The sequence below is a fragment of the Arsenicicoccus sp. UBA2120 genome (assembly GCF_002330965.1).
Lineage (GTDB): Bacteria > Actinomycetota > Actinomycetes > Actinomycetales > Dermatophilaceae > Arsenicicoccus > Arsenicicoccus bolidensis.
The window spans coordinates 1-20,647 of record NZ_DCYC01000070.1; the positions used below are offsets into that span (position 1 = coordinate 1).

Annotated in this window: 19 protein-coding genes, 3 tRNA genes and 1 pseudogene; 11 read left to right on the forward strand and 12 right to left on the reverse strand. The window is 70.4% G+C overall.

Going from position 1 to position 20,647, the window contains the following annotated elements:
- The 6 genes and pseudogenes from B2P18_RS10150 to B2P18_RS10175 all read left to right on the forward strand — a co-directional run.
- Positions 1–410: hypothetical protein (locus B2P18_RS10150; RefSeq protein WP_286958694.1), on the forward strand; the 410-nt coding region annotated here is incomplete at its 5' end.
- Positions 407–2,182, forward strand: coding sequence for a type IV secretory system conjugative DNA transfer family protein (locus B2P18_RS10155; protein WP_286958705.1), 1,776 nt, complete (start codon positions 407–409; stop codon positions 2,180–2,182). The genes B2P18_RS10150 and B2P18_RS10155, both read left to right, overlap by 4 nt.
- A gap of 79 nt (positions 2,183–2,261) precedes the next feature.
- Positions 2,262–2,702 carry a single-stranded DNA-binding protein gene (locus B2P18_RS10160; protein WP_286959017.1) on the forward strand — a complete coding sequence of 147 codons (441 nt, stop codon included), beginning with the start codon at positions 2,262–2,264 and terminating at the stop codon, positions 2,700–2,702.
- A gap of 37 nt (positions 2,703–2,739) precedes the next feature.
- Complete coding sequence (locus B2P18_RS10165; RefSeq protein WP_286959020.1) at positions 2,740–3,279, forward strand: hypothetical protein; 540 nt, start codon at positions 2,740–2,742, stop codon at positions 3,277–3,279.
- A gap of 4 nt (positions 3,280–3,283) precedes the next feature.
- Positions 3,284–3,511: a hypothetical protein gene (locus B2P18_RS10170; protein ID WP_044636312.1), complete on the forward strand. Its 228-nt coding sequence runs from the start codon at positions 3,284–3,286 to the stop codon at positions 3,509–3,511.
- A 236-nt stretch (positions 3,512–3,747) separates the two neighbouring features.
- Positions 3,748–4,734 (forward strand): annotated as a pseudogene (locus B2P18_RS10175) (recombinase family protein); the annotation flags it as partial.
- Between the two features lie 243 nt (positions 4,735–4,977).
- On the opposite strand, the gene B2P18_RS10180 reads toward B2P18_RS10175, so the two are convergent.
- The 3 genes from B2P18_RS10180 to B2P18_RS10190 form a co-directional block, all read right to left on the reverse strand.
- A complete protein-coding gene (locus tag B2P18_RS10180) occupies positions 4,978–5,217 on the reverse strand; it encodes a hypothetical protein (protein WP_232004094.1) in 240 nt (79 codons plus the stop codon).
- Positions 5,218–5,347: 130 nt separating this feature from the next.
- Positions 5,348–5,421, reverse strand: a tRNA-Val gene (locus tag B2P18_RS10185).
- A gap of 67 nt (positions 5,422–5,488) precedes the next feature.
- Positions 5,489–5,887, reverse strand: a complete 399-nt coding sequence (locus B2P18_RS10190; RefSeq protein ID WP_019286011.1) for a TIGR02611 family protein — start codon at positions 5,885–5,887, stop codon at positions 5,489–5,491.
- A 206-nt stretch (positions 5,888–6,093) separates the two neighbouring features.
- Between B2P18_RS10190 and B2P18_RS10195 the strand changes: the two genes are divergently transcribed.
- The gene (locus B2P18_RS10195) at positions 6,094–6,912 is read left to right on the forward strand and encodes a SigB/SigF/SigG family RNA polymerase sigma factor (RefSeq protein WP_286958447.1); all 819 of its coding nucleotides are present in this window, start codon (positions 6,094–6,096) and stop codon (positions 6,910–6,912) included.
- Positions 6,913–7,090: 178 nt separating this feature from the next.
- Here B2P18_RS10195 and B2P18_RS10200 read toward each other — a convergent pair.
- The 4 genes from B2P18_RS10200 to B2P18_RS10215 all read right to left on the reverse strand — a co-directional run bounded on the left by B2P18_RS10200 (position 7,091) and on the right by B2P18_RS10215 (position 11,274).
- Positions 7,091–7,165: transfer RNA gene (locus B2P18_RS10200), tRNA-Val, on the reverse strand.
- A 37-nt stretch (positions 7,166–7,202) separates the two neighbouring features.
- Positions 7,203–7,275 (reverse strand) — tRNA-Gly (locus B2P18_RS10205).
- A gap of 64 nt (positions 7,276–7,339) precedes the next feature.
- Positions 7,340–9,616 carry a transglycosylase domain-containing protein gene (locus B2P18_RS10210; RefSeq protein WP_286958713.1) on the reverse strand — a complete coding sequence of 759 codons (2,277 nt, stop codon included), beginning with the start codon at positions 9,614–9,616 and terminating at the stop codon, positions 7,340–7,342.
- A gap of 2 nt (positions 9,617–9,618) precedes the next feature.
- Entirely contained in the window at positions 9,619–11,274 is a 1,656-nt protein-coding gene (locus B2P18_RS10215) for a hypothetical protein (protein ID WP_286958717.1), read from the reverse strand.
- A gap of 85 nt (positions 11,275–11,359) precedes the next feature.
- On the opposite strand from B2P18_RS10215, the gene B2P18_RS10220 reads away from it, so the two are divergent.
- The 3 genes from B2P18_RS10220 to B2P18_RS10230 all read left to right on the forward strand — a co-directional run bounded on the left by B2P18_RS10220 (position 11,360) and on the right by B2P18_RS10230 (position 15,177).
- Entirely contained in the window at positions 11,360–12,457 is a 1,098-nt protein-coding gene (locus B2P18_RS10220; RefSeq protein ID WP_286958443.1) for an enoyl-CoA hydratase/isomerase family protein, read from the forward strand.
- 126 nt (positions 12,458–12,583) lie between these two features.
- Positions 12,584–13,792, forward strand: coding sequence for a CoA transferase (locus B2P18_RS10225; protein WP_286958442.1), 1,209 nt, complete (start codon positions 12,584–12,586; stop codon positions 13,790–13,792).
- Positions 13,789–15,177 (forward strand): amidohydrolase family protein, encoded by a 1,389-nt coding sequence (locus B2P18_RS10230; protein WP_286958440.1) that lies wholly within the window; start codon positions 13,789–13,791, stop codon positions 15,175–15,177. The genes B2P18_RS10225 and B2P18_RS10230 overlap by 4 nt, the downstream gene beginning before the upstream one ends.
- A gap of 8 nt (positions 15,178–15,185) precedes the next feature.
- On the opposite strand, the gene B2P18_RS10235 is transcribed toward B2P18_RS10230, so the two are convergent.
- The 4 genes from B2P18_RS10235 to B2P18_RS10250 all read right to left on the reverse strand — a co-directional run bounded on the left by B2P18_RS10235 (position 15,186) and on the right by B2P18_RS10250 (position 19,081).
- Positions 15,186–16,688 carry a class I adenylate-forming enzyme family protein gene (locus B2P18_RS10235; protein WP_286958439.1) on the reverse strand — a complete coding sequence of 501 codons (1,503 nt, stop codon included), beginning with the start codon at positions 16,686–16,688 and terminating at the stop codon, positions 15,186–15,188.
- 10 nt (positions 16,689–16,698) lie between these two features.
- On the reverse strand, positions 16,699–17,007 hold the full coding sequence (locus B2P18_RS10240) for a hypothetical protein (protein WP_286958438.1): 309 nt from the start codon (positions 17,005–17,007) through the stop codon (positions 16,699–16,701).
- 119 nt (positions 17,008–17,126) lie between these two features.
- A complete protein-coding gene (locus tag B2P18_RS10245) occupies positions 17,127–17,891 on the reverse strand; it encodes a crotonase/enoyl-CoA hydratase family protein (RefSeq protein ID WP_286958436.1) in 765 nt (254 codons plus the stop codon).
- Positions 17,892–17,920: 29 nt separating this feature from the next.
- The gene (locus B2P18_RS10250) at positions 17,921–19,081 is read right to left on the reverse strand and encodes a thiolase family protein (protein WP_286958435.1); all 1,161 of its coding nucleotides are present in this window, start codon (positions 19,079–19,081) and stop codon (positions 17,921–17,923) included.
- A gap of 93 nt (positions 19,082–19,174) precedes the next feature.
- On the opposite strand from B2P18_RS10250, the gene B2P18_RS10255 reads away from it, so the two are divergent.
- Positions 19,175–20,041: an acyl-CoA thioesterase gene (locus tag B2P18_RS10255; protein WP_286958434.1), complete on the forward strand. Its 867-nt coding sequence runs from the start codon at positions 19,175–19,177 to the stop codon at positions 20,039–20,041.
- Between the two features lie 42 nt (positions 20,042–20,083).
- Here B2P18_RS10255 and B2P18_RS10260 read toward each other — a convergent pair whose 3' ends face one another.
- Positions 20,084–20,578 carry a DoxX family protein gene (locus B2P18_RS10260; RefSeq protein ID WP_286958433.1) on the reverse strand — a complete coding sequence of 165 codons (495 nt, stop codon included), beginning with the start codon at positions 20,576–20,578 and terminating at the stop codon, positions 20,084–20,086.
- Positions 20,579–20,647: the final 69 nt, after the last annotated feature.

Sequence of the window (20,647 nt, forward strand, 5' to 3'; positions counted from 1 at the left end):
CTACCCCTGCAGCAGTCCCGACGACTTTCGGGCCGCTCATGGATGCCATCACCAAGGACCGAACCGTTGCTGTGCGGGTGGAGGTGCGTGAGTGCGACGGGAGCGTCTTCACCGACATCATCCACCCCCGCACACCCCGACGGGCCGCGCCCCTGCCCAAGAGGCCGATGCCGGAGACACGGCGGAGCCGTCACGCACGCCGGGTGCCTCGCTTGATGGAGGTCGCCGCCGACGGGTTCGTTCCCGGTGAGGATGTCGTCGTCGCTGTGATCGTCTCCCACACCGACGCCGCCGGAACCGGCGCCGCCCGCGCGCTCATCGACCTCGACACCCTGCCCTACGACGCTGGGCAAGAAGTGATTCTGCTCGGGCGCATCTCGGGCACGTTCGCGGTGCGGCGGCTGACATGAACCCGCGACAAGCCGGGAGCATGGGCGACGAACTCACCAACGCCGCCCTCATCGGGCTGATCGGAATGTTCGGCATCGCGCTCGTCCTGCGCGCAGCCGGCAGCGTCACCGCGTTCCTCACCGGCCTCCCGCAACCAGACGCCGGCCCAGCTGCGGGCCTCGGGGTGCTGTTCAACCCCGCCGATCCTGCGACCGCGCTGGGTGCCGAGGGGCTCAACCCGGTCGTCTACTGGATCGTCAGTGCCGTCATGCTCGGTGGGCTCGCCGCCGGGACCGTGTGGGTCTGGATCGTGCTGCGCCACCACACCAGGAAGATCGAGACCGACCCTCACCGCCTCGCCGGGATCGCCACCCGCCAGGAAGTGAAGACAGCCGCGTCAGCGAAGGCACTGCTACATCGCGCTGGGACGCTGCGGCCGTCGCTGGAATCTCCAACGCCGGAGGATGTCGGCTACCTGCTCGGAGCCAGTCGCGGCACGAAGGTCTGGGCATCGGTGGAGGACTCGATCCTGCTGATCGGCCCGCCCCGCTCCGGCAAGGGCCTCCATGTGGTCATCAACGCGATCCTCGACGCACCCGGCGCGGTCGTCACCACCAGCACCCGGCCCGACAACCTCACCGCCACCCTCCGCGCCCGCCGCCGTCGCGGCGGACCGGTCGCGGTGTTCGACCCCCAACACTTGGCCGAGGGCATCCCTGCCGGGCTGCGCTGGTCACCCGTGCGCGGCTGCCACGACCCACTGACCGCGATGATCCGCGCCAACGGCCTCGCCGCCGCCACCGGCCTGAGCGCTGGTGGGGTGGAGTCCGGCGGCTTCTGGGAAGGCAAGACCCGCACTGCACTACAAAGCCTGCTGCACGCCGCAGCCCTCGACGCCAGGCCACCAGCCGAACTGTTCAGATGGACACTCGACCCCTCGGCCGCGTCGGAAGCGGTCTCGATCCTCAACTCCCACCCGAACGCCGCGATGGGGTGGGACGACTCGCTGGCCGCGATGATCGACGCCGACCCCAAGACCCGGGACAGCATCTGGCAAGGCGTCTCCCTCGCCCTCGCCGCCCTTGCTGACCCGCGAGTGCTCGACGCGGTGTCACCCGGGCCGGACGAGCAGTTCGACCCCGAAACGTTCCTCGCCGAGCAGGGCACCCTCTACCTGCTCGCCACCGGAGCCGGTGCCGGTGCATCGGCATCGCTGGTTGCGGCGTTCGTCGAAGACCTCATCGAAACCGCCCGCAGGCTCGCCGCCCGCTCACCCGGAACCCGACTCGATCCGCCGCTGCTGCTCGCGCTCGACGAGATCGGGAACCTTGCGCCCCTGTCGTCGCTCCCGACGCTCATGGCTGAAGGTGGTGGCACGGGGATCACGACCATGCCGGTGTTGCAGTCGCTCGCCCAAGCCCGCGACCGGTGGAGCGAGCACCAGGCGGGCGCGATCTGGGACGCCAGCATCGTCAAGATCATCCTCGGCGGCGCCTCCAACAGCCGCGATCTCCAAGACCTCTCCACCCTCATCGGCGAACGCGACGAGTACACCGACTCGGTGACTCTCGGGGACGGCGGTACCCGCTCCAACCAACGCTCCATCCGCCGCGTGCCGATCCTGCCGCCAGACCGCATCCGCACGCTGCCGTTCGGCACCGGCATCACCATGCTCCGCTCCGCATCACCCATCGTCACCGACCTACGCGCCTGGCACTCCCGGCAGGATGCCGCGCAGCTCCGCAGCGATCGCGCGGAGCTCGAAGCTCTCCTGCGCAGCCCCGCATCCTGACGACTCTGGGTGCCGGGGCGTACCTGCCTGACACAGCGACCACGTGCAGCTGGTCGCCCGAGTTCAGGAGGACGCCATCATGGCCATTCATACCCAGGAGTCACTGTCAGGCTTCATCGCCTCGGAGCCGTTGCTCACCGAGACGGCCAAGGGCGACGCGAGGTTCTTCGCCCGCATTGGCAAGGAGCACTTCCGCCGCGAGGAAGACGGCTCGTTCACCCAGACCGAGACGACCTACCACCACCTGGTGATGTCCGGACGGTCGGCCGAGCATGCACACGCGAACTTCGCGCAGGGCGACAACTTCGTCGCCGAGGGCTACACGCGGCCGGTCAGCTACGAGCGCAACGGTCAGGCGATCGAGGGCGAGGAGTTCGTTGCCAAGAAGATCGGCCATGACGCCGCGCGAACCCGCTACGAGGTGGACCGCACGCCGCGCAATGGAGTCGGCCGGGACGCAGCGGCGTACGAGCCGACGCAGCGAGCAGCGACCGCGGCGCACGCCCCGGTCTCCATGTGAGTTCGGGAGCGACAGCACCATGAACGATCAGCATGAGATGGATGAGCCGGACGTCTTCGACGGGCCGCCCCGTGTCACCAACGCGGACATGCCCGAGCCGCCTCACCCCGTGAACTGGAACCTGCTGACGGCGCACGAGCTGGAGCAGGAATGGCTCGCGCTGAACCGGTGGGTTGATTGGCTGCGTCGCAGCTACGGCCTCACCGTCGCGGTGGTGCCGCCGTTCTGGCATCACCACCCGGAGATGGTTTGGGAGCTGTCGGCGCTGCACCTGCATTGGCTCGGTGCCTACGACCCCGAGCAGAACGCCTCCGCGCCGCTCGGCTGGCACCGCGACTTCGCCGACGCACGAGAGCGCCTTCGCTACTGGGTCACCGCCTGCGGTACTCGTGGAGACCGAGACCGCCCGACCCGGCAAGCTGCTTGGCCTGGTGAGGACCCGGCGCCGACGATCCAGGACTTCACCTTCACCGACCGCGACACCGAATTCGCCGAGTTCGTCATCGCGCAAGTCCGCAAGCGCCAGGAGGCCGAAGACGAGTTCTACGCCAGCCTGGACGACGACGAAGCGCCGTAGACCGATGAGCCGCTACGCCAAGAAGACCGATCGACGCCCGTATGAGGAGCGGTCGTTCTCCGTACGTGCCATCCACCGCGAACGCGCCGACCTGCACAAGCTCGCCGAGGTTCTCATCCGGCTGACGTTGCAGGAGACCGGCGAGAGCCGCGCGGCCCGCGCGGCCGATCGGGTCCCCGACACCTACCGGGCGCCGACGAATGTCCTGGCCGCCCCAGAAGCCGCCCGGTAGAATCAACCGTGCAAGCCTCGCGATGCGGGGTGTTGTGGCCTAAACCTCGCCGCTCGGCGGGCAACACGCACCGAGACCATCGGGTCTCGCCCTACAGCCTTCATCGGCTGCTCTCACGATCAACACCCCTCCCACGAACAGTTGGGAGCGCGAGGGTCGAACCGCGTGAGAGTGAGCCCCCGATGACCACCATTGCCGATGATCCGGCTGTCAGCCTCATCGACCCGCCCAAGACAATGGCTGCCGCCGTGTCGTACCTGCGGGTCTCGACCCGCGAGCAGGCCGAGAAGGGCGGGACCGACGAGGGCTTCTCGATCCCGGCCCAGCGCGAAGCGACCCGGCGCAAGGCCCAACAGCTCGGTGCCGGCATCGTTGAGGAGTTCGTCGACGCGGGAGCCTCAGCCAAGTCGTCCGACCGGCCCGAGCTGATGCGGATGATCCAGTACGTCAAGGCCAACAAGGTCGCGTACTGCATCGTTCACAAGGTCGACCGGCTCGCCAGGAACCGCGCCGACGACGTGAGCATCCACCTCGCACTCCAACAGTGCGGGGTCATGCTTGTGTCCGCGTCGGAGAACATCGACGAGACCCCTTCCGGGATGCTGCTGCACGGCATCATGTCCACCATCGCCGAGTTCTACTCTCGGAACCTCGCCACCGAGGTCGCCAAGGGCATGACCCAGAAGGCCATCGGTGGCGGCACGAACGGGCGCGCGCCCATCGGCTATCTGAACGTCCGCAAGCGCGACGAGCTCGGGCGTGAAGTCCGCACCATCGAGCTCGATCCTGAGCGGGCGCCGATGATCGAGTGGGCGTTCAAGGCGTACGCCTCAGGTAACTGGAGCGTGAGCCAGCTCCACGACGAACTCACCTCGCGGGGGCTGCGCAGCCTGCCGACGCCGAAGCGGCCGGCGAAGCCGTTGGCGGTGTCTACCATCCATCGGCTCCTGACCAACCCGTACTACAAGGGCGATGTCATCTACCGAGGCACCCGCTACAAGGGCAACCACCCGGCGCTCGTGCCTGCCGAGGTCTGGTACCAGGTCCAGTCCGTGCTCACCGCGCACCAGTGCGCCGTCGAGGCGACCCAAGTCCACGGCCACTACCTCAAAGGCACCGTCCACTGCGGCCAGTGCGGGTCCCGGCTCATCGTCTCGAACGCGAAGAACCGGCACGGCAACGTCTACCGCTACTTCGTGTGCTCGGGTCGGCACTCCAAGCGCACCGACTGCACGCGCCAGGCGATGCTCATCGAAGACGTCGAGAAGCTCGTCGAGGACTACTACACCCGCGTCCAGATCACGCCCGCCCAGCAAGACGCCCTCGCAGGGATGCTCCACCACGAGTTCGACCGACTCATGGCCGCCGAAACCGAAGAACTGGAACGACTCACCACCAACCGCGACCGGCTCGAAGGCGAGCAGGACCGTCTCATGCAGGCGCACTACGCCGACGCGATCCCGCTCTCAGTGCTCAAGCGCGAACAGGATCGGATCGTCGCCGAACTCGACCAAGTGACCCGCCGCATCGACGCCCACCACGGCGACTACGCCGACGCCCGCGCCCACCTCGGCGACGCCCTCGGCCTGCTCGCCAACTGCGCCGATATCTACACCCGCTGCGACGACACCAACCGGCGGCTGTGCAACCAGGCGTTCTTCACCAAGGTCTTCATCGACGAGGACAACGAGCTGCGCGTCGAGCACAACCGGCCCTTCGAGATGCTCCTCGATCCGCAGGTCAACGCCAACGCCCTGACCTGGGCCGCAGACGCCGACAACGCCCGAACCTCAACCAACGTTTCCGTTGGCAAGGGTTCGAGCCTTGTGCGTGGGGTGGACGTGAAGGGACTCGAACCCCTGACCTCTCGCGTGTGAAGCGAACGCTCTAACCAACTGAGCTACACGTCCAGGCGCCCGCCGTGGCGGGCAACTCCGGCATCTTATCCGGTGTCGGGGCCCAGCACGAAATCGGGTCTCAGGGCAGCAGATCGGCCAGCGGGCGCTCGACCGGGTCGGGCAGCCAGGAGGGTACGCCGGTGATCGCCATGGTCGTCAGGACGACCAGCCCGACGAACGCGGCGGTGGCGAGACCGACGGCCGCGCGCACCCACACGGCCTGGCGCATGAGCCAGTCGTTCCACCGCCGCAGGTGCCCCATCCCCCACTCGTGCAGGCGCTGGGCCCATTCGAACTCCGTGGCCCACACCAGGACGCCGAGGAAGACGATCAGCCACCCCGGGCCCGGGAACGGCACCAGGATCAGACCGACCACCACGATGACCAGACCGACGGCTCCGACAACGAGCCGATAGATGGCGTGGCTGCGCGGATCCGCCCTCAGTCGACGCCTCCACGCCCAGTCACGCTCCGTCATACCTGCGCCCCTTTTGCACGTCGATGCACGTCATTGACCCGATTGGTCCGGTCACAACCTGTGTTTTTCGCAAAGCTGGGGTTGTGCCGCCATCCGTGGGTAGTATCGCTGACAAGGTTGGTACCGAGGGTGTCCCTGCGCGTGCCGGCCGGTCCGCAGGTCTAGAAGACGGCCTGTCTTACCCCGACAACGATCGAGGTCTCTCTTTGAGCACGTCTTCTCACCACATCGTCTTCGGCCTCCCCCACGTGCGGCCCGTCGGCGACGGGGAGTCCGAGCGACTCCTAGCCACGGTTCCCGACCTCCCGCCCGAGGAGCGGCAGGCCGTCTACAACAAGGTCATCTCCGACAACCTGTCGCTGGCCAAGCGGCTCGCGAGCCGCTACCGCAACCGCGGGGAGCCCAGCGACGACCTCGAGCAGGTCGCCAACCTCGGCCTGGTCATGGCCGTCCTGCGCTACGACCCTTCGCACGGGGTCAGCCTGATCGACTTCGCGACGCCCACCATCATCGGTGAGCTGCGCAAGCACTTCCGTGACAAGTGCTGGTCGGTGCGTCCTCCGCGCCGCCTGCAGGAGCTGCGTCCGCGCGTCCGCGAGACCCAACAGGAGCTCGAGCAGAAGCTCGGCCGCGCCCCCACCTCGACCGAGGTGGCCGACGCCCTGGGCCTGACCGCGCAGGAGCTCGCCGACGTCGAGCGCGCCGCCACCGGCTACCAGCCGCTGTCGCTCGAGCACCCGACCGGCGAGGGCTCGTCCACGACCCTGGGTCACCTGATCCCGGACGACGACGACGACCTCAACAACCTGATGGACGAGATGACCGTCCACACCCTCCTGGACTGCCTGACCCCGCGTCAGCGCAAGATCATCGAGCTGCGCTACTTCTCCGAGATGACGCAGCAGGAGATCGCCGACGAGATCGGTGTCAGCCAGGTGCAGGTCTCGCGGCTGCTGTCCCAGATCCTGCGGCGCCTGCGCCACATCCTGGACATCCAGCGGATGCCGGTGCGCCCGGTCGCCTGAGCCGCAGCCCCTCTCCCGTATGTCGAAGGCCCGGTGCTCTCACGTGGTGAGGGCACCGGGCCTTCGTGACGCCAGGACGTCCCGCCAGGGTTGAGCCCCGGCGGCCACGATCAGGACCTCTGGCCCCAGACGCACGAACCCCTCGGCCGCATCGCTGCTGGCCAGAGGGGGTCTGATGTGGTGGGCGATACTGGGTTTGAACCAGTGACCTCTTCCGTGTCAAGGAAGCGCGCTACCGCTGCGCCAATCGCCCTAGGGCGAGGGGCGCGATCTCTCGCGCCCCTCGTCGGAGCGGACAACCGGGCTCGAACCGGCGACCTCAACCTTGGCAAGGTTGCGCTCTACCAACTGAGCTATGTCCGCCTGCACCACGCCGTGGTGCGCGTAGAAACGATAGCCGATGGGTGACGTGCAGCCCAAATCGAGGTTACGGGACGTCGGGCAGTCGAACGGTCAGGTCGGAGCCGGCGCTGAGGGTGATCGTGGCCTTGCCGGACAGACCCACCGCCGTGCCGGGCGCTGGGGTCTGCGCGGCCACGACATCCTTGGGGCGCAACGGATCTGGACCCGCAGCCGTCGGGGCCAGCGTGACGTCGAAGCCCGAGTCCTGCAGCACGCGCACGGCCTGGTCGCGGCCGAGCCCCCGGACGTCGGGCATCACGGCGTGGGTGCCGGCCAGCTCGGCCGGCCCGACGGGCGCGAAGCCCTGGACGGGGAGCCCCTCGTGCATGGACCGCATGGCGTCCTGCCAGATCGGTCCGGCCGCCGTGGAGCCGAAGACGGAGCCGATCCGGCGGCCGTAGAGCCGCACGCTGTTGATGGGGTACTTCTGGCCTCCACGGGGATCCCCGACCCACACCGCGGTCGCGAACTGGGGCGTGTAGCCGGCGAACCAGACGGACGCGTTGCCGTCCATGGTCCCGGTCTTGCCGGCGACCGGGCGCCCGATCGAGAGGCGCTTGCCGGTGCGGTAGGGATCGGGCCCGTCGACCGTCTCGACGAGGCCGGCGGTGACGGCGTCGGCGATGCCGGGCCGGATCTCCTGGTGGCACTGCGGGTCGGGGGCCTTGCGCGGCTTGCCGTCCGCGCCGGTGATCGACACGATCCCGACCGGCTTGCACACCCTGCCGTGGGCCGCGAAGGACGCGTAGACGGAGGCCACCTGGATCGGTGACGCGTCGTGCGTCCCCAGGGTCGTGGACCCCTCGTCCGCCCCGATCTTGTCGGCGGGCAAGGTCATCCCGAGCCGGTTGGCCATCTGGACCACCTTGGGCACGCCGACCTGCTCCTCCAGCATGACGAACCACGTGTTGGACGAGCGGGCGAGCGCCTGACCGGCCGTGAGCCGGCCCGCGTCGGCCGCCATCGAGTTGCGGTATCCCCCAGGCGGATAGCTCAGCTTGTCCGGGCGGTAGCGCGCGGGCGCGTCCTGGACGCCGTTGACGGGGAAGCCGCCCTCGAGCGCCGCGGCATACGTGATGGGTTTGAAGGTCGAGCCCGGCTGAAAGGCCGTCAGCGCCGGATAGATCTGGTTGGTCCGGCCCTGCCCCAGACCGAACGAGCGGTTCTGGGCGAACGCCACGACGTGCCCGGTGCCCGGCTGGACGACCGCGACGCCGGCGGCGAACTGGTTGTCACGCCCGAGCGCCTCGTCGGCGGATCGCTGCGCCTGGTCCGCGAGCCTCGGCTGCAGGGCGGTCCGGATCGTCAGCCCGGAGTTCATGAACCGGCGGCGCTGCGCGGGGGTGGCGCCGAACGTCGTGTCCCGCTCGAGCGAGTCCCTCACCCACTGGCAGTAGAACGGGTAGCGGCTGGCCGTGCAGCCGTTGGCGGCCTCGGACGGTTTGAGCCCCAACGGTGCTCGCTGCGCCTGGGCCGCCTCCTGCGCCGTGATGACCCCCGTGTCGCGCATGCGCGCCAGCACGACGTTGCGGCGCTTCAGCGCCTGCTCGGGGTGCACCATCGGGTTGTAGCCGTAGGGGTTCTGGACCAGACCCGCGAGCAGCGCGGCCTGGGTGAGGGTCAGTCGGGACGCCGGGACGGAGAAGAAGTGCTGCGCGGCGGTGCCGATGCCGTAGGCCCCGTCGCCGTAGTAGGCGATGTTGAGGTAGCCCTGCAGGATGTCGTCCTTGCTCATAGACCGGTTGAGCGCGGCCGCGAGCTTGGCCTCCTGCGCCTTGCGCGTGATCGTCGTCTCGGTGGCCCGGGCGCGGTCCTGCGCCGTCTCGGCGTTGTTGAGCAGGACGTTCTTGACGTACTGCTGCGTCAGGGTCGACCCGCCCTGCCTCCCCCCGTCGCCGGCGTTGTTGACCAGAGCTCGCAGGGTGCCGCGCAGGTCGACCCCACCGTGCTCGTAGAAGCGGTCGTCCTCCACCGCGACGACGGCCCGGCGCGCGATGGGCGCGATCTGCGCCAGCGGCAGCTCGACGCGGTTCTCGGAGTAGAACGTGGCGATGGTGCTGCCGTCCGCCGCGAGGATCGTGGACCGCTGCGGGACCGGCTCGATCGGCAGGGTGCTCGGCAGGGCGTCCCAGTAGTCCGCGACGCTGTTGGCCGCCGCCCCCGTCATCATCACGGCGGGCGCGACGGTGGCAGCGGTGGCGAGGCCGGAGGCCGTCGCGAGACCCACCAGCCAGGCCGTGAGGGTCCGTCGCCGCGGGGCGGGCTGCCGGCCGCCAGGCCGGTCGTCATACGGGATGGTCATCGTCAGCGCCTCGGGGTGGGACGTGGGTCGGGCGGCGGGGACGGTGACGTGGGCGACGCGGGCGGCGGGAGGTCGAGGACCGGGTCACGGGTCGGAGGGCAGCCGGGTGCCGTCGGCGACGGTTGCGCCGGATCGGTCCACGGAGGGGGCGTGACGGTCGCGCAGGCGGTGACCGCCGACGCGTACGCCGTCGCCAGGTCCTGGCGGCGCTGGGTCTCCGCGTCGTAGGCGGCGAGGGCCTGCTGGTAGCCCTCGAGCGCGAACCGGTAGGCCTCCTGCTGGGCCCGGATCGCGGCCCACGCACTCTCGACCTGCTGCGCCGCGACGGCGTAGTCGGTGTAGGCCTGCGCCTCGCCCTGGTAGCGCTGCCAGGCCTGCTCGTAGGCCTGCACCGCGGCGGGGTAGGCCGCGACGGCCGCCTGCATGGCGGTCACGGCCGCCTGCCGGCGCTGCTCCTGCGTGGCCGAGGCTGCCCGCTCGTCGTAGGTCGGGGCCGTCGTGCCCGTGAAGGCCCAGCCGCAGCCCGGCCCGCGCTCGTCGGGGGCCGGTGCGAGGTAGGACGTCTGGACCGGGTAGGGCGTCGGCGGCTGCGGCTCCGTGGGGCTGACCACCGGGTCGGGCGCCTGCTCGGGCCAGTAGGGCGCCTGAGGCGGGGTCGGGGTGACCGCGGCGGGCAGAGGTGTGCCGGCGTGGGGCGAGACCAGGTCGGGCAGGGGCGAACCCTGCCCCGGCAGGTCCACCCCGCGCGCCACCTGCAGCCCCCTGAACGCGGTCCGCGCGATCAGCGGCGAGCGCGCGAAGTCGGCCGTGGTGGAGTCCTGGTCGACGCACACCGGCCCGAGCAGCTGGGTCAGCCGCCGGTCCAGGTCGGCGGCCGCGTCCTTCGGCAGCGGCAGGCCGGTGCCCGACACGGACACCACGACGTCCCCGCGGCGGAACATCACGGACTGCGTGTCCACCGCCCCCTTGGTCTGCGAAGCCCGCAGCGTCTGCACGCCGAGCCCTGAGGCCGCCGTGACTCGCGCCTCTCCCACGCACTGGCGGCGGGCGACGAGCATGGCGTCGAGCGCCGGTGCACCGGCTCCAGGGCCGTATGCCGTGGCCGTCACCGTCACGCCGGACCCGAACCCACCCGGTCCGGGCGGACGAGCCCAGGTGCGCGAGCGGGACAGCACCGGCGACACGGGGGTGTCGCAGGTCGGCGACACGGCTGGCGACACCGTGCCCGTCACCGGCGACGAGTCGACCAGACCCGCCGGCATCCCCGCCGGGACCGGCTCGAGGAGCGTGCGCAGGACGCCGGCCGCCGAAGCCGCCTCGGCCCGGGCCAGCGCGGCCCGCGTGGACGGGGGCGGTGGCGGCGCGGCGGTCGTGCGCTCGGGACGCTGGTTGGTGAAACGCAGCGAGGGATACATGGCGGTCAGCAGGAGCACCGCGCACACGCAGCCGACCAGCACTCCCAGCAGCGCGCGACCGGCATACACCCGGGCCTGTCGCTCCGGGTCCTCCGGGGACGCGCGCAACCACCGAGGCAGCCGGTCCGCACCGGCCCGCCGCGGCTGCTCGGGGCGCTCCGTGGGGTCCAGGGTGTCTCCGTCGCTCAGGTCGTGGTGCCAGGTCCCGTCACCGTACCAACGCGAGCCGGACCCGAGCCGCAACCGTGAGTCGCTCCACGTCGGCGAGCCGGACCTAGGATGGCTGCATGGTTCGACCGCCCCTCGACAGCACGCACGGAGCTGCTCGGTGAGTGACGCGACGGCTCCCACGCACGTCTCGGTGAACGACCTCGGCCACGGAGCCGCTGACCTGGAGCTCGCGCCCGGCGGCCGACCCCTCGCACCCGTCGTGGTCGTCGACCTGGGGGATCGCACGGGCGCCGAGCCCGAAGCAGTGCAGCACGCCGTCAGCCGCCTCGCCCGCGCGCACGTCCCCGTCGTCGGCTGGAGCACGGGCCCCCTCCCCCGGTCGCTGGAACCCGTGGCCAGGGCGGTGGACCTGACCCTGTGCCCGTCAGCGTCGACGTCGGCGTCGGCGTCGGCGCCACCCCCTTGGGTGGTGGCGGTGGAGGATCCCGAGGCGGCACTGGGCAGCCTCGTGGATGCCGTCCGGACCCATCCGGTCACGGCGACGATCCTGTGCCAGACCCTCCGGCTCACGTCCTCCCTGTCGGTCGCCGACGGTCTGGCCGCCGAGTCTCTGGCGTACTCCTCCCTGCTGGCCTCCGGCGACTTCCTGCGGTGGAGATCCGCCACGCCGCGACGGCCTGTCGCTGCCACCGTCGATCCCGTGCGCGTGGCTCGCCACGGTGACGTGCTGCGCGTCGTCCTCGACCGACCGGATCGCCGAAACGCCTACTCCGCCGCCATACGGGACGGCCTCGTCGAGGCACTCGACCTCGCCGCGTGGGACGAGACCATCACGGAGGTCCATCTGGCGGGGTCGGGGCCGACCTTCTGCAGCGGCGGGGACCTTGACGAGTTCGGGACCATGGACGACGTGTCCGTGGCTCACCTGATCCGCCTCCGGCAAGGGGCCGGAGCTGCGGTGGCTCGGGTCGCAGCACGTGTCACGGCACACCTGCACGGGCCGTGCATCGGCGCCGGGATCGAGGTCCCCGCGTTCGCCGGATCCGTCCTGGCCTCCCCTGGCACCACCTTTCGGCTTCCCGAGCTCCGCATGGGACTCATCCCCGGAGCGGGGGGCACCGTGAGCATCCCTCGGCGGATCGGGCGCTGGCGCACGGCATACCTAGCCCTCTCGGGAGCACCCATCGGGATCGAGACGGCCCAGGCCTGGGGCCTGGTGGACGGGCTGGACGGCCCGGTCGACCGCACCGGCTGAGCAGCCTCAGGTCGAGCCTTCCGCACGCCGCTCTGCTCGTGCCGCGCAGGCGGCCGGGGTCAGAGACACGATGGTGCGGCGCGGACCTGATTTTGTGGCGCTCTCCGCATGGACGACGATGACCGGGTGTCCGCACAGCTGCGCATCCTGGGCGACGGAGCGGCAGCCGTCCACGCCCGGCGACTCGTGCCTGCTCTCGACCCCGTGCTCGGCGCCGGGGCCACCTGTGACCTGCGCGAGTCTCCGCCCGTGGCCACGGACTGGGCGGCGTCGGGCGGCAAGAGCCTGACCGGGTTCGCCTCGGGCCCTCCCCTCGACGTGCGCGGCCACCCCGCCTCGGCCGCGCGCGCGGCACTGGCCCTGATCACCTCGCTCACGGGCGCTCTCCTGCCCGGCATCGAGCTGATCGGCGAACGCGCCACCCTGCTGGGCCTGACCCGCAACGCCCCGTTCTCCTGCGGGGGGGCCATGGGCATCCTGCCGTGCTCTGTCGGGCACGTGGCCCTGTCCCTGGCCCGTCCCACCGACGTCGAGCTCCTGCCCGCGGCCATTGAGGGGCCGGTCGGAGCCGACCCGTGGGAAGCCGTGGGTGCCTGGCTGGGGGGGCGACCCGCCGCCGACGCGGCCGCCCGCCTCCAGCTGCTCGGCATCCCTGCCTCCCCCGTGGGGGTCCTTGACTACGGCGCCGACCGGCCGTGGTTGCTGGCGTCGGGCGGCGGCGTCAGACGGTCGCGAGCGGGCACGGTCCACACCGTCGTCGACCTGACCTCCTTGTGGGCGGGTCCCCTGTGCGCGCGACTGCTTCGCGCCACCGGGCTGCGCGTGATCAAGGTCGAGAGCGACCAACGCCCAGACGGGGCCCGCCGGGGCTCTCGCGCCTTCTTCGAGCGGATGAACGCGGGGTCGGAGGAGCTCAGCCTGGACCTCACCACGGCTCGTGGCAGGTCCTCCCTCGACGAGGTCATCCGCGAGGCGGACCTGGTGATCGAGGCCTCGCGACCACGGGCGCTGGCCCACCTCGGCATCAGCGCCACGGACGTCGTGGCGTCCGGCACCACGTGGCTCTCCATCACCGCACGGGGACGCTCGTCGGACTGGGTGGGGTTCGGTGATGACGTCGCGGCGGGTGCCGGGCTGCTGGCTCGCTCCGAGCAGCCCCTCCCCGCAGGTGACGCGCTCGCCGACCCGCTGGCGGGCGTGCATGCCGCGCTGGCGGCGACCGCTGCACTGACCAGCGACCGGGCGTGGCTGCTCGACCTGTCGATGCACGACGTGGCCCGCCTGTGCACCGTCCCGGCCGGGCCCGACGTCGACAGGCAGCGAGCCTCGCCATGAGCCGGGAGCTGCTCCTTCGCGACGTCGAGGTGGAAGGTCTGCGGACGGACGTCCGCATCCTCGCGGGACAGGTGTCCGATATCGGACCATCGCTCGCCCCGCTGTCGAGCTCGCCGGAGATCGTTCACGGTCACGGCGGTGCGCTCCTGCCGGGCCTTCACGACCACCATCTCCACCTGCTGGCGATGGCTGCGGCGCACGGTTCGGTCGATCTGGGGAGAGCAGGCACGCGGTGGCCGGATGCGATCAGGGCCGCGGCCGTCGGACCCGATGGCTGGGTCAGGGTCGTGGGATACCACGAGCGGGATGACCGGGTCCTCGACCGCACGACCCTCGACGCGATACGTGCCGACGTTCCCGTGCGCGTGCAGCACCGCAGCGGCGCCCTGTGGGTGCTCAACACCCGCGCCCTCGCGAGCGTGCCGGACACGCCGGGCGTCGACGATGCGGGCGTCGAGCGCGACGCCGCCGGCAGGCCTACCGGCAGGTTCTGGCGACGGGACGAGCTGATCAGGCTCGCCGCTGCCGGGTACGCCCCGCGTGTCCTGCCCGACCTCGGCGCGGTCCAGCGGCACCTGCGCGACCTGGGCATCACCGGCGTGACGGACGCCTCCCCGGACCTCGAGGCCGACGCCCTCGACCACGTCGTCAGCCACCTGTCGTCCGGGCCGCACCGGCTACGGCTCGCGCTCCTCACCGCCGTGCCCCCGTCAGCAGGAGGCTCCTGGGCCGTCGTCGGGGCCCGCAAGCTCGTCCTCCACGACCACGCGCTCCCCACCCCCGCCGAGATCTCCGCCCGCATCCGTGACGTCCACCGACGGGGGCGGCCTGTGGCCGTCCACTCCGTGACCCGGACGTCCCTCGTCGTCGCCCTGGCCGCGCTGGACGACGCAGGCGTGCTGGAGGGCGACCGGATCGAGCACGGGGCCGTCATCCCGCCAGAGCTCGTCGAGTGGATCGCACGGCTTCACCTGCGTGTGGTCACCCAACCACGCCTCCTGCTCGAGCGCGGGGACGACTATCTCGTCGAGACCGAGCCGCAGGACCAGCCCTATCTCTACCCCTATGCCGCGCTCCTCGCTCGCGGTGTGCGCGTCACGTCCTCGAGCGACGCGCCGTACGCCGATCCCGACCCGTGGGCGGCCATGAGGGCAGCCCGCGATCGGCTCTCACGCCACGGCCTACCCGTGGGCGACGACGAGGGGGTCCCCCCCGCCGACGTGCTGCGCGGCTACCTGAGCGCGCTCGACGACCCGGGCGGACCGCCACGCCGGATCACGGTGGGAGCGCCGGCAGACCTCTGCCTGCTGCACTGCCCGCTCCGGGAGGCCCTCGTGGAGTGTGCCGCCGGAAACGTCAGCCGCACCTGGGTGGGCGGCCGGTAGACACGTGCTCAGGCGTCGACCGAAGAGGTCGACGCCTCCCTGATGGCAGTGACGACGTGGCGGCGCACCAGCTTCCCGGTCTCGGTCCGGGGCAGCTCGGACATCACATGGATGCGATCGGGAGTCTTGCTGCCGCGCAGGTGATCGCGGACGTACTCGCGCAGCCCCTCGGCATCGATGGACCGCCCCGGTCGAGGGACGACCGCTGCCTCGATCCGCTGGCCCCACTCGTCGTCGGCGATCCCCACGACCGCGCAGTCCTCGACGTCGTGGTGGCCCAGGAGGACGTTCTCGATCTCCGAGGGCGCGATGTTCTCGCCACCACGGATGATCGTGTCGTCGACCCGACCCCCGATGAACAGGTAGCCCTCCTCGTCCAGGTAACCCTTGTCGCGGGTGTCGAAGTACCCGCGGTCGTCAAGGGCCCTCCCGACCCCGGCGTACTCCGCCGACACCTGGTCGCCACGCACGCAGATGGCACCGACCTCGCCCGGCGGCAGCACCTCCCCCAGCGGGTCACGGATCTCGAGATCGACGGTCGGCAGGACGCGGCCCGTGGAGCCCAGACGTGCCCTGACCGCCGGGTCGTCGCTCGACCAGGCGATCCGGTGCTCCTCCGGCCCGAGCACCGCGACGGTCGACGAGGTCTCCGTCAGTCCGTAGGCGTTGACGAAACCGACATCCGGCCAGAGGGCCAGTGCCTGCTCGATGATCCTGGTGGGCATGGGGGCACCGCCGTACGCGAGGTTGCGCAGGCTCGGCACCGAGAGATCGCCGTCAGAGGCAACGATCCGCGCGAGCATGGTCGGAACCACCAGCGCATTCGTCACATGCTCGTCGCGGACGGTGGAGAGCCATTCGTCCGGCGTGAACTGCTCGAGGACCATGGCCCGCCGCCCGGCATACAGGTTGCTCAGCACGTTGGCGACCGCAGCGATGTGGTATGGCGGCACGCTGACGAGGGCGGCATCCTCCTCGCCCGCGCCGGCGAACTCGACCGATCCGAGGACGTAGGACACGAGGTTGTCGTGCCGGAGAAGCACCCCCTTGGGCTGCGAGGTGGTGCCGCTGGTGTAGATGATGATGGCCGGCTGGTCGGACTCCTCGGGGTCTGAACCGTCGTCGTCGCGATCCGTGGCCGAGAGCCATTCCTCCGGGGTCAAGCTCTCGATACCCACGGACTCGACGTGAGCTCGGGACACGGGGGCGGTGACCGCCACCGACCTGGGATGCTGGCTGAGGATGTGGACGAGCTGCTCGGCGCCCAGGCGATAGTTCACCGGCACCAGGGGCACACCCGCGTAGGCCGCCGAGAACATCGCAACGGGATAGGCCGGCCCGTTGACGTCGACGTAGACGAGTGCCTGCGCGCCCCGCTCGCGGAGGAACGCAGCCCCCGCGCGAGCGCGTCGCCTCAGGTCCGGGGCCGAGAAGCCGTCTGCCGTCCGACCGATGAGAGGGCGATCGCCATAGGCGTCGCAGGCCATGTCCAGCAACATCCCGAGGTGCATGTCGATGACCTCAGTCCGATGCCGGAAGTGGCTTGGCGTCCCGAAGCTTCAGGGGCTCGCCATCGATGGCGAGGGACCCCTGGCCGGACTTGGTGGCCAAGAGCTCGATGGAGTCGCCCGCATCGACATACCGCTTGCCGATGAGCGTGCCACCCAGCAGGTCGGGGTTCGGCTCCCCGCCGGGGGCCTCTCCCGCCTTCGGGTCGACCATGGGTAGACCGCCCGAGGTGAGCTCGACGTCTCCCTCGGTCGCGCGGACGACGATGACCGTCGCTCCGTCGACCGCACTCGCCAGAGTCATACCGACCGTGAGTTTCATGGCTGCCTCCTTGCAGGCCAGGCGCCCCCGGGGCGCGGATTCTCCATAAGACTATATCAGTATACCTATTGTGAGCGCGACCGTTCAGCGCCTGGAACAGGACCGGGACGTCCCTGCTCCTAGCGGCCCGTCCAGACCGGGGGTCGCTTCTCCGCGAAGGCCTGGGCACCCTCTCGCGCGTCGGAGGACTCGAACACCGGCATCATCAGCGCGTCCTGGGCGACCCAGCCGTCCGCCCAGGTCCAGTCAGCGGACTGCTTGGCGATCGCCTTGGTCGCCGCGACGGCAAGCGGCCCGTTCGCCGCGATGGTCGAGGCAAGCTCCAGGGCTGACGCGAGCGCTTCTCCCTCCGGCACCAGCCGGTTGACCAGCCCGATGCGGGCGGCCCGATCCGCGTCGATCGGGTCCCCCGTCAGGAGCAGCTCCAGGGCGAGGGCGAGGGGGATGCGTCTGGCCAGGTGCAGCGCCGCGCCCCCACCGGCAACCAGTGAGCGCTTGACCTCCGGCACACCGAAGCGAGCCGTCCCCGACGCGACGACGAGGTCGCAGGCCAGGAGCAGCTCGAAACCACCGGCGAGGGCCCACCCCTCGACCGCCCCGATGAGGGGCTTGCGCGGCGGCGTCTGCGTGATGCCGCACAGGCCACGACCCTCGATCGCGGGGGACTCGCCGGCCAGGAACGCCTTGAGATCCATCCCTGCGGAGAAGACCCCACCAGCGCCCGTGAGGACTCCGACGCGCAGGTCATCCTGCGCGTCGAGCTCGTCCACGGCCGCGGCCACGGCCACGGCCACCTCCAGGTTGAGGGCGTTCTTGGTGTCGGGGCGATTGATGGTGATGATCTGCACGCCATCTCGCGCCTCGACCAGGACCTGCTCGGACATGGGCTCTCCTTGGGTTGTGGGTCTGGGGGTCAGAGCAGCTCGAGGATGGTGGCGTTCGCCATGCCCCCGCCCTCGCACATGGTCTGCAGTCCGTAACGAACGCTGTTGTCCTTCATGTGATGAAGCATCTGGGTCATCAACCTCGCCCCCGACCCGCCCAGGGGATGACCGATCGCGATGGCACCACCGTTGGGATTGAGCCTCTGGGGATCCGCGCCGGTCTCCTTGAGCCATGCCATCGGCACCGGGGCGAAGGCCTCGTTGACCTCGAACACCCCGATGTCCTCGATGGACAGTCCCGAGCGCTCCAGAGCCTTCTGCGTGGCAGGGATCGGGCCGGAGAGCATCATCACCGGGTCGCTGCCTGCCACGACTCCGGTGTGGAACCGAGCCATCGGCTCGAGGCCGAGCTCGTCCGCGCGCTGGGCCGACATGAGCAGGAGGGCTGCCGCGCCGTCGCTGATCTGCGAGGAGTTGCCCGCATGGATGACCCCGTCCTCCTTGAACACCGTCTTGAGCCCCGAGAGCGACTCCACGGAGGTCCCGCGCCGGAGGCCCTCGTCGACCGCGAACACGGACCCGTCCGCCAGTGGAACCGTTGCGATCTGGCCCTCGAGCCGGCCGGCGTCGATGGCGTCGGCCAGCTTGGCGTGGGACGACGCAGCGAACTCGTCGACCGCTTCACGCGTCAGACCCCAGTGCTCGGCCATCATCTCGGCACCCGTGCCCTGGTTGAACTCGGAGACGCCGTACCGGTCGAGCATCGCCTGCGAGTGGCCGAACCCCAGCTCCTGGACACGGGTCGAGGAACCGATGGGGACACGGCTCATGATCTCGACGCCACCGGCGATCGCTAGGTCGTACTGACCGGACGCGATCCCCGCTGCGGCGAAGTGGACAGCCTGCTGCGACGACCCGCACTGGCGGTCCAAGGTCGTGCCCGGGACGGACTCAGGCCAACCGGCCGCCAGGACTGCGTTGCGACCGGTGTTGAGAGCCTGCATGCCCACCTGGTTGACGACACCCCAGATGACGTCGTCGACGACGGCCGGGTCGAAGTCCGTCCGGTCGCGCAGGGCCTGCAGGACATGGGCGGACAGGTCGACGGCGTGCTGGTCCGCCAGGGTGCCGTTGCGACGCCCGACCGGCGTACGGACAGCGTCGACGACAACCACATCGCGAGGGGACACGGGAACCTCCGTCTCGGCCCGTGACGGTCACGAGCGGCCCTTATAGTATAATGATTTAACCCAGTGAAGACAACCGTAGCCCGAGGAGGAACGGTGCCGGAACGCTCGCTCAGGTCGATCCTGAGTCTCGACCAGGTCGATGACAGCCTCTTCCGGAGTCTCGACACCACCGAGCGGCCTTCTCGCACCTATGGCGGGACGTTCATGGGCCAGGCCGTGATGGCTGCCGGGCGGACCGTCCCCGGGGATCGCCCCATCCACTCGGCCCACGCCCACTTCCTGAGGCCGGGCGACTCCAGCGCACCGATGACGTACGAGGTCCATCGACTGCGAGATGGCGGGGCCTACAGCACCAGACGCGTCGAGGCCGCGCAGGGCCGAGGCGTCATCTTCACCCTCACAGCGTCCTTCCACCGCGGGGACGCCACCGAGCTGAACCACCAGGGCCCGCACCTGCGCGTCCCTTCACCCGCGCAGACCCCCTCCCCCGCATCGGCCTTCGCGCACGATCCCGAGCTGCGCGAGTGGTGCCGGCACCTGAGCAGCTGGCTGGGGGTCGACCTGCGCTTCCCCGAGCCCCCGGCCCGCGCGACAGCCAGGGAGTCATCGTCGGGCGACCGCCAGAGCGTGTGGATCCGCGTGCAGGACGCCCTGGGAGATGCGCCCCTCCTGCACGCGGCGGCGCTCGCCTACTGCTCCGACCTTCTCCTGCTCTCCACCGGGCTGGCACCGCACGGCATGACCTTCGCCGGGGGCGATCTGCAGTTCGCGAGCATCGACCATGCGATCTGGTTCCACCAGTCCGTCCGGGCCGACCAGTGGTTCCTGCACGACATGCAGGCGCTCTGGAACGGGCACGGCAGATCGCTGTCTCGTGGTGACATCTTCGACGAGCGCGGCCGGCTCGCTGCGACGACGTCTCAAGAGGGTGTGATCAGACCGACATCGACGCCGCGCTGACGTGGCCGCCATGCCGCGCCTCGCGCCCCGGCCGACCGGCTCTCAGGAGGTACGGGCCGGTCGGTAGCACGCTGCCAGCAGTCCGAGCGCGGCGGCCACGCCACCGACAGCCGCTGCCAGCGCCCACCACGGTCCGGCCAGGTCGAGGCCGATCAGGTGATCCACGGACCAGCGACCGGGGCCGCCGGCAGCCAGGGCCACCGCTGCTGCCGCGACGAAGAGGACATACTCCCAGCCCCCCTTGAACACGAAGTAGCCCTTGCCTCGGTGGTCGGTTCGCATGGCCACCACCATCAGCCCGACGAAGGCCATCGCGGACAGGCCGGTCGCGAGCCCCACGATGGCGAGCAGTCCGGCACCGATCTCCGTGCCGGCCGCCACGCGGGCGTGGACCCAGGCGGGCCGCAGCCCCAGCGACTCGAACCATCCCTGCGTGCCACTCAACCCCCCGGCCCCGAACACCTTGTTCCAGCCGTGGGCGACAAGGGTGAGCCCGAGGGCGAGCCGCAGGATGAGCTGGGTCAGATCAACGTCCACGAACGACCTCCGAGCAGATGACGGCCCCCGACATCTGGAGCCTAGTAGATAACTGATTGTACTATAATG